Annotated in this window: 6 protein-coding genes; all 6 read right to left on the bottom strand. The window is 47.2% G+C overall.

The window, feature by feature from the left end; all coding sequences use genetic code 11:
- Positions 1-798, bottom strand: a 798-nt coding sequence (locus RH89_RS09445) for a hypothetical protein (protein WP_004401363.1), incomplete at its 3' end; no start/stop codon positions are given.
- Positions 795-3,920, bottom strand: coding sequence for a hypothetical protein (locus RH89_RS09440; RefSeq protein ID WP_004401362.1), 3,126 nt, complete (start codon positions 3,918-3,920; stop codon positions 795-797). The genes RH89_RS09445 and RH89_RS09440, both read right to left, overlap by 4 nt.
- Before the next feature lie 120 nt (positions 3,921-4,040).
- On the bottom strand, positions 4,041-5,141 hold the full coding sequence (locus tag RH89_RS09435; protein ID WP_004401361.1) for a hypothetical protein: 1,101 nt from the start codon (positions 5,139-5,141) through the stop codon (positions 4,041-4,043).
- A gap of 84 nt (positions 5,142-5,225) precedes the next feature.
- On the bottom strand, positions 5,226-6,287 hold the full coding sequence (locus tag RH89_RS09430) for a hypothetical protein (protein WP_004401359.1): 1,062 nt from the start codon (positions 6,285-6,287) through the stop codon (positions 5,226-5,228).
- Positions 6,288-6,484: 197 nt separating this feature from the next.
- Complete coding sequence (locus RH89_RS09425) at positions 6,485-7,930, bottom strand: NAD-dependent succinate-semialdehyde dehydrogenase (RefSeq protein WP_004401358.1); 1,446 nt, start codon at positions 7,928-7,930, stop codon at positions 6,485-6,487.
- 332 nt (positions 7,931-8,262) lie between these two features.
- Positions 8,263-8,544: an EAL domain-containing protein gene (locus RH89_RS09420; protein WP_280101532.1), complete on the bottom strand. Its 282-nt coding sequence runs from the start codon at positions 8,542-8,544 to the stop codon at positions 8,263-8,265.
- Positions 8,545-8,566: the final 22 nt, after the last annotated feature.

Here is an 8,566-nt window from a genome sequence, read left to right as displayed (position 1 = left end):
CAGCAGCAGACAGATGTTATGAATGTCCATTGGATGAAGCCGGAACTTCACCATTGGCAATGTCATGGCAGAGCTGACTTGCAGGAAGCCTCGCACCCACGAATCGGGAAGATCAATTTTCTTCTCATCAAATGCTGTACTGCCGGAGGTCTGAACCTTGAACCCGTCGGGATCCACTTTCAGCAGCGTTTTGCGATAGTCCCGAATCTTCTGAAATTCGTCGTACAACCCTTGGGAGTAGTCAATATTGGTGGTGCCGCATTCTTTATCGCTGACGTTTTCAAAGGTGTCGTAGTTGCAGCTCAGTTTGCCGTAACTGGATTCGTCCTCTGAGAAACATTCAAAAAAGACCTGATCTGGGTGAACCGTGATGACGGGGTCAAGCACATACCAAGCATCCATGTCGTGCTTGTACAGGTACTTAAAGTACTTGTCCTGCGCTTTGTAAAACGGTGACATGATTTCTGCCGAGGCTTTACTCATTTCAGTCAGCTCGGCTTTGACCTCTTCAAGCTCTTGCTTGACTTCACCAGAACGACTGACGAATTCTGCCAGCAATCGTTCTTCTTCCTGCGCCAGCCAGTTCTGGTATTCATCCCGGTTTTTGGGCACAAAACGCATGTCCGAAATGACCACATCATGGAGCGCAGAAATGGCTTCCCGAAAGATGTGTTTTTCTTTTACCTCACCCACAAAGAAAGTCGGGGCGCGAGACGTATCTGGAGAGAAAGCTACATCGGTCGATTGGCTACCAGAACGAACCTGACTTTTGGATGCGTATTGATAACTCACTTTCATGATTCGTTCTCCATGGTCACGGCAACTGACGAAGCCACGTGGCGCGGTGATTTAATTTCAATGGGCATCGCCAGACTGTTCTCTTGCTGTTTAAGCGCCAGCATGGCTTTTAGAATTTGTGCTTTGTCTTTGTGAACAGAAGTCATGGACTGACGAGTCAGGATTTCTGACACCATCTCCATCACCTTCGGGGAAGCAGTAGCTTGCTCTGTCATGAATGCCAGCACTCGATCTTTTGCTACCCGCCCGCTGTTTACACGGCTGAGCACCGAGACAAAGTAAGGTTTTAATGCCAGCAGAATAGATTCGTCCCCTGACGCATATTGAGAAAGGAACTGGGTCACAAACAGCTCTACATTGGCAGCAGGGTGCTGACTTAACTTGAGTAGATACTGTTTCCCATCCGTTTCATCAAAGAAACGTTGCAGCAACTCTCGCCCAAACGCCTGTACCTGACCATCTGGGTTGTCACACACTGAAACAATGGCTTCTGGGTTCCAGTGTTCGGCTGTCATATGTTCGCGGCTGAACTCAAACGCAAACTCTTTAGTATCCAGCCAGGCACTCGCTAACAAAGCAAGAAACCCTTCGCTGTCATCAAGCAGTGATTTGGGTTCACGCTCAAAATGCGCTCTGGCGATTTCTCTCAACGCAAAAGTGTTGCTGTTTGCTAGTAACAACCAGCTTTCGTTATCGAGTTCTCGGTCCAGTGTGCGACCGTTAAAGCTGTCAGACAGTATAGGGAGCACGACATTGTGTGCCATTTCAGATTTTGCCGTCGCCAGTAAAAGCAGTTCATTGAGTGATTTTATCGACAGCTCGCGTTCAAATTCTTGCTGAATAAAGTCTGTGACCAAACGTTGCAAATCTTGATCGAGTTCTCTCTGATTCAGCAGCGCCACCAACTTGCCAAATACCAGACCTCGGTTGTCATTGCTTCTTTGGTAAGCCGCAGGCAGTGCAGTCAACACGGCTTTACGTTGGGCTTCGTTATTCTTAAGCAGCAACGTCAACAAATACGGCAGGTTTTCAACCAGCTCATCAGGAGACTGCTTAGAGAGTAGTGCGACACTGAAAGACTGAATATGATAAGAATCACTGACTTGAATGGCATCAAAAATGCCAGTAGGAATATCTGACCAGGCGACATCAACTGACATCAGTAGCTCACACCCCAACAGTGTATTCGGAGTATGTTCGCTGAGAACAAGCCCCTCAATCTGAGCTAGGGATAGACCAGACAACCCATCCTTGCAGTGCGACTTCAACCATTCGGCTAACCACAGCGCCTGCTCAATGGAACGCAGAGGATGGGAAGCCAAGCGCTGTGTCAGAAGGTTCAGCACTTCTGCCTGACCGCTTCTGAACAGCCCATTGCGCTGCATTTTTTCATCCAGCCAGTCTTTGACAATGACGGATTCCATGGTGAGCAGCGCGACCAGTACATCGGCAGTTTTGGATAGGTCGGCAATCTTATCGAGCTGTTCTAACGCCAATGACTGGGCAGCTTCAATACCACTTTCCAGCAATAGCACCAACTGCTCACCCGACAAACTATTACGCTCTAGCTGCGCATCTATAAGCGGTTTAGCGAATTGCTGGCAAACGCTGTAGGGTCTGACCATCAAATTCACCAGAATATCGAGGCTTAATGCTTCGATGTAGCTGATGTTGTCTTTCAAGGCTCGAATGGCAAACTCACAAACAGGTTGGCATTCACTCGCCAAAGCAAGTTCCAGCAAATTGTGAGGCACTTGATCCCAGAGCTGTGAAAACGCTTCCCCTCGCCCTTCAAAGGTGACATCTGGGTTGAACTTCCAAACGTACCCCGCTTCGCTTCGGGCGTAGGCTGGATGTTCTTTTCTCAAAACGGCGTTAAAGGTGGCATAGCGAGCAAACGCATCGTAATGATTGACCGATTTCAACTGCCGACGCCAGTTTGAATCGTACTCGTAGATCTCCGACGTTTTGGGCTTTTTGCCGTCGCTGTCTTTAAATTGCAGCAGAATCTGAGTAGCCATTCGCACGTAGTCCGGGCTTTCGTTCACACCCAACTGCTTTAACACTCGCCACTGGCGGCGCACCAGATAATTGTGTGTATTTTGCGAATGTGCCAACCGCGCCTCTGGCGACTTCAGCTCTTTTTCTACCTCTAACCGACCATGCTGATGCGAATAGTAGTATCGCCAGCTCTTTTGGAAAAATGGGTTTCTTTGCTCAAGCTGGAATTGAGCGATAGCGAACGTAGTGGCATCAAGACGAAATTCGCTCATTTTCAGGATGTATCGAGTCCCCTGAAAGGCGTTAGGCACAAAAGGTATGCGAGGCAATGACTGTTGCAGGGCGTTTTGAATGTTCTCGTCAAACCAGGATTGCAAATACGCCTGTTTCAACAGCGAATTGATGTTGGTATCCGGCGTGGTTTGCGCCACAAACTGATCAACTTTACGAGTGAACTCTTCCGCTTTCAGCAAAGCGTGACCAGATAAATCGCGATAGGTTTGCGCTCGTTCTGATTTGGGTGTCAGAGAGAGAATGGCTTCCATTGCCAGAGCAGAGAATTTGGCGTCAGCATGGCTCAGATAGGGCTTGATAGTGTTGATGTCGGATTGGCTTCCTATCCGGCCAAGGCTCCACAATATGGCGTAATCCAGTTGCCAGACTTTACTGCCCAGTTTGGACGAAATCAGTACAGCGAGATCGGGATTCGCGACAGGACGTAAACGCCAGATTTGGCGACCAAGAGCATAGCCGTCTTTTTCATTTTCAATGCGCTTAACCAGCGACGCATGATCAAACAGGTTCGCTTCACTTTCTTCGTTGGATGACGTGTAAGCAGAAAGCGCATTCAGGTCTTCATAGCCTTTATTGATTTTGGACACCACCACGCTATCGAACAGACGTTCAGCCTGCTCAAGCGCCACTGGTTCACGGGTCTTTGTGCCTTCTCGAAGCGTGCTGCCTCTTCGACCATAGCGAAAGTTCACTAAGTATCGATTAGGGTCTGAGGAAGCTTGTTCCACCAGATCCACTTCGTACACTTTATCGGAATTGTCCTTTTGATATCGAAGCCGCGATTTCCGTATCAATTTCATGCCGTCGCCCCAAGCCATTTTCATCATTTTGGACGACTTTATCACATAATAATCAACCTATTACATAAGCAAACGCTGCGTTTTAGGTGTAATCCACAAATTGAGAAATGCACCGCTTTTTTGGGGTTTCTACTGAGCAAAAATGTCTTACTGACTGGCGTTTTTCAAAAATTCCAGACGAGATTTCTCTTCTTCTGATGGCTGATAAGGTTCATCGCTCAACTGAGCAAGGTCGAATTGACCTAGTGAATAAGTGGCTTGTTCACTGATGCCATACCCGTTTTTCTGACCGGGGAAATCCGACAACTTCTCCAACTGAATATAACGAAGTTCGAACTCCGACTGAAGCCCTTTGAGTACACTTTTGTGGGCTTTCAGGTTAAGCACCTGACCACCAGATGGCAGCTTTTTTGTCGCGGTCAGTGACGCAACGGGCTTGCCGTTAGAGGAGAACAGGCTGGCACGGAGGCGGTAAGTCCCTTGTTTATTCAATTCCAGACTAACGGGGATGATCATATCCGCGTTCTCACTGACCGGAGGTTCGACACCCGTTACTTTGCCAACGGGCAGGTAATACCGGAAGTCAGCCGTTAACACATCGTCTCCCTGAGCAAACGTTACTTTGGCTTTCACCCGTAGTTCTTCCGGCCAGTCTGACTTGGATTTGAAGACCACTTCACTACCCTCAACGGTTTGACGAGCGAGGCTATTCCCGCCTTTTACATCTCTTAAATCTACGTGAACCTGCTGAATTTCGAGTGGCGTTTCAATGAATACCCGAATCGGCTCAGGATAAAAGTACCGGTACTTTTCCAACCGAATCGCCGCTTTCTGTTTTCCTCCCAGAATAGGGAGCTCCACCTTATGAAATCGATTCGGATTAAGGGCTCTGGGGTCTTCATCATCAAGCGGTGGCGAGTAGCTTGGATGTTGCAGCTCTTTTGCGTATGCGCTGGCAATGATGCTGAACTGCTCCTTCAGAGACGTTTCCAGTTCTTTTTCTTTTGTGTCCGGTTTATCGGTCTCTGGAGACTCACTAGTGAGTTCAACGTTAACATGAGGCTCTGAATTCCCAGGCGCTGACGGCGGCTCGTCTGATTTAATTTCCTGAGTCGGATTCTGATGAAGTATGTCATCGTCGCAAAGCTCCATCCAGGTGACCATACCAACCAATACAATGGCGAGCAGAATCACGAACCTTCTTACATATACATTCCCAGAAAAATAAACCGAACCGGGCATTTTCATAAGACACCTCAATTGGCGAAAGACGACCCGACAGATGCACTTTGATATGCACTGTCGGGCTAGGTGGACAAATTCTAATCACCTTTAACGTGCACCTTCCAGCAGGTCATAAGTCAATTGAGACATTGATTTGGAATCTGAATCTTTTACGTAACGATAAGTATTGCCTGACCACCAGGAACTTTGGTCTTCCGTCAAAACGCGTACCTTGCTGCCATCAGGCAAAGTGAGATGGACTCTGACCGGAGCTACTCTGCCTTCGTGAGCATTCTCGATAAGTGTGCTGTGGGAGTAATCTTCGCCCATCAATAAGGGGTAGTGATGCGCCATAAAACTTGTTACACCTCTGGGCTGAGCAGCCAGCTTTCCATCGATTGCCACAAAGGATGAACAACTGTTGTAACTGCCAGAAGATTGGGCTCCACAGCTTGAATGCGCAGCAACAACTCCATCGTCATGACCGGGAAGAAAACCTCCTGTCAGTCCCCAGAAGTCAGAACTGTCACCAACGACACGGATCCTTGGTACCCGGCTGTCAGGTGATGGTGACAGTTGTCTTGCGTTACCGACTTTCAAATCGTTCAATACACCGACGTTATCTGTTGTTGGGGTCATACCAAGCCAAAGCGACAGCGCTTGTCGCAATGTCCAGTTACCCACGCCGCCTCCTTCCGCAGCATTGATCGCCATATCTGCAAGCTCTGAACCTCCGCCAGCACCCGCAAAGTCCAGTGTCGCGATGATGTTTAGCGGTGCCATCCCTGCGTTTTCCAGCCAGCGTTTCTGGTTGTCTAGAATATGCCGGGCAATCAGGTCGCCCGTGGAATGTGTCACGATAATGCAGCCTTGTGAACAGGTATTGTTTCGCGAAAGTGACTGGAGCTTTGGCCACACATAATCAGACGCGATTTTACCCTGCACACGCTCGTGAGATGACCAGTCAATCCGTTCGTCAGCCCGGCTTAACCAGTAAGATTGCCAGTATTCTTCACCAGTTTGAGCAACCTGCTGAGCATTCGGCTTTTGCTCTAGCTGGCTGGCTTGAAAGCCATGAATCAAAATGACAGGGTGTTGTGATATGGCAGCGAGAGCCGCCGTGGAGATCCATGCCGTTAAGCATGTGAGAGAGCAGATCAATACTTTCATTTTATAATTTCTCTTATGTGTTATAGAAACAAGAGAAAGAATAGAAGTTGACCAATCAATTACTAGATTATCAGCTCACACTTTCGAAGTTTTGTTAACATTTTTGCAACATAGTCACAAATTCAGACAAAATACCGATATGGAAAAGGCAGCGTCATGCTGCCTTAATCTGTCTGTGCTTTCGCTAAGATTGAGCTCTACAACCCACCCATTAACATGTACTTGGTTTCCAGATAATCTTCGATACCCTGACGCGCGCCTTCGCGCCCAAGCCCCGACTCTTTTACACCACCAAATGGGGCAACTTCTGTTGAGATCAGACCCTCGTTGATCCCTATCATGCCTGCCTCTAGCTGCTCTGAAACCTGCCAGCTTCGTCTTAGGGATTGAGAATAGAAGTAAGCCACCAATCCCGCATCTGTCTGGTTGGCGCGCTCTATGACTTCCTCTTCCGTATCGAAGGTAAAGATTGCTGCAAGCGGTCCGAAGGTTTCTTCGTGAGCGACCCGCATATCGTCAGTCATTCCCGTCACGATCATAGGAGAACAAAACAGATTGGTCGGCTTTTCTTTAGAGCCCAGCACCAGGTTTGCCCCTTTGTCCAAAGCATCGTTTAAATGGTCATAAACCTTATCCAGTCCCGCTTGATTGATCATCGAACCAATCTGATTATTGGGGTTGAGACCATCGCCTACTTTAAGCGTTTCAAACGCCGCCTTAAGTTTGGAGACGAAGGTGTCCTGAACCGAACGATGAACAAATATGCGATTCGCACAGACACAGGTTTGCCCCGCATTTCGAAGCTTGGCAATCAATGTTCCTTGAACCGCAGCATCTAAATCTGCATCTTCAAAAACAATGAATGGCGCATTGCCGCCCAATTCTAAAGAGAGTTTTTTCACGGAACCGGACGATTGAGACATCAGCAGTTTGCCTACTTGAGTTGATCCGGTAAACGAGACCTTACGAACAATTTTGCTGTCGGTGAATGCTCCACCAATGCCTGCCGCATCACCAGTGAGGATGTTGAAAACGCCGGGTGGAATGCCAGCCTCTTCAGCCAAAGCGCCTAGCGCCAAAGCGGTAAATGGCGTATCGGGAGCGGGCTTGAGTACAACGGTGCAGCCTGCCGCTAAAGCGGGACCGCATTTTCTTGTGATCATCGCAGCGGGAAAATTCCATGGGGTTATCGCCCCAACTACTCCCACTGGCTCTTTAGTCACCACAATTCGGGCGTCTGGCTTATGAGAAGGGATGGTTTCTCCGTAAGCACGCTTGGCTTCTTCAGCAAACCATTCAATAAAGCTCGCTGCGTATGCGACTTCGCCTTTTGCTTCGTGAATGGATTTACCTTGTTCTGTCGTGATGATGGTAGCAAGATCATCACTATTTTCCTGAATCAGTTCAAACCACTTCTTAAGTAGGTTGCTGCGCGCTTTGGCAGTAAGAGAGCGCCATTCTTTCTGTGCCAGATTAGCCTTAGCAATGCACTGCTCTGCTTCTTCTCTGCCAAAAACAGGAACCTGACCAATCTTTTGACCCGTTGCCGGATTGTACACGGGTTGTTGCTCAGCCGTCTCTCCGACCCAGTTTCCATCGACATAACAAAGCTGTTTGAACAAATCCATATCTTGCAGTTTCACAGAGCACTCCATTAGGAAAAGTGGTTAACTGTCTAATACTTGTTCTAAATTCCGGAACAAATCAACCCATTTTTTGTGAAAGAGTGATGTGTATACTTAAGTGAACTCAATACGATGCTGAAATTCATCTAATGAGTGATTTGGAAAAAACGAGGGCAAAACGAATTAAAATCAAGGAGGTGTTTCAGCCATCGCATAATGTCAGAATCATGCTGAGTACAGCCAAAGAACGTGATGCGGTTATAACCTTACAAATTGCCAGTAAAGGTTAAAATCAATTACCTTGTTGGTTAATACGAAGACCTAATACATTAACTTAGTGTATTTTTCTTTTAGTTTGAAAATAAATCGGGCTTATGAAGATAAAAACCCTGTGCAAAGTCTACTTCTAGATTTTGAATTACTTCTAAAACATCTTTGGAGTGAACATATTCCGCAACCGTTTTAGCGCCTAATTCCTTAGCCATATTTACGACATTTTTAGTTATCATACGAGATTCATTTGACGTATCAATATTTTTAATTAACGAGCCGTCAATTTTAATAATATCCGGTTTAAGATTTAGAATGTTTTCCATACTGGAATATCCGCTTCCAAAATCATCTATTGCAATCTTGCAATTTATATTCTACTTA

The sequence above is a fragment of the Vibrio nigripulchritudo ATCC 27043 genome, from assembly GCF_000222685.1.
Taxonomy (GTDB): domain Bacteria; phylum Pseudomonadota; class Gammaproteobacteria; order Enterobacterales; family Vibrionaceae; genus Vibrio; species Vibrio nigripulchritudo.
The sequence above is the reverse complement of the archived record's forward strand: the minus strand, read 5'-3'. Positions and strand labels throughout refer to the sequence as shown.

What these genes read in the sequence shown, in the direction of transcription:
- RH89_RS09435 (WP_004401361.1), bottom strand. Translation starts at nt 5,141, where the DNA reads ATGAAAATGCCCGGTTCGGTTTATTTTTCTGGGAATGTATATGTAAGA.
- RH89_RS09430 (WP_004401359.1), bottom strand. Translation starts at nt 6,287, where the DNA reads ATGAAAGTATTGATCTGCTCTCTCACATGCTTAACGGCATGGATCTCC.
- RH89_RS09440 (WP_004401362.1), bottom strand. Translation starts at nt 3,920, where the DNA reads ATGATGAAAATGGCTTGGGGCGACGGCATGAAATTGATACGGAAATCG.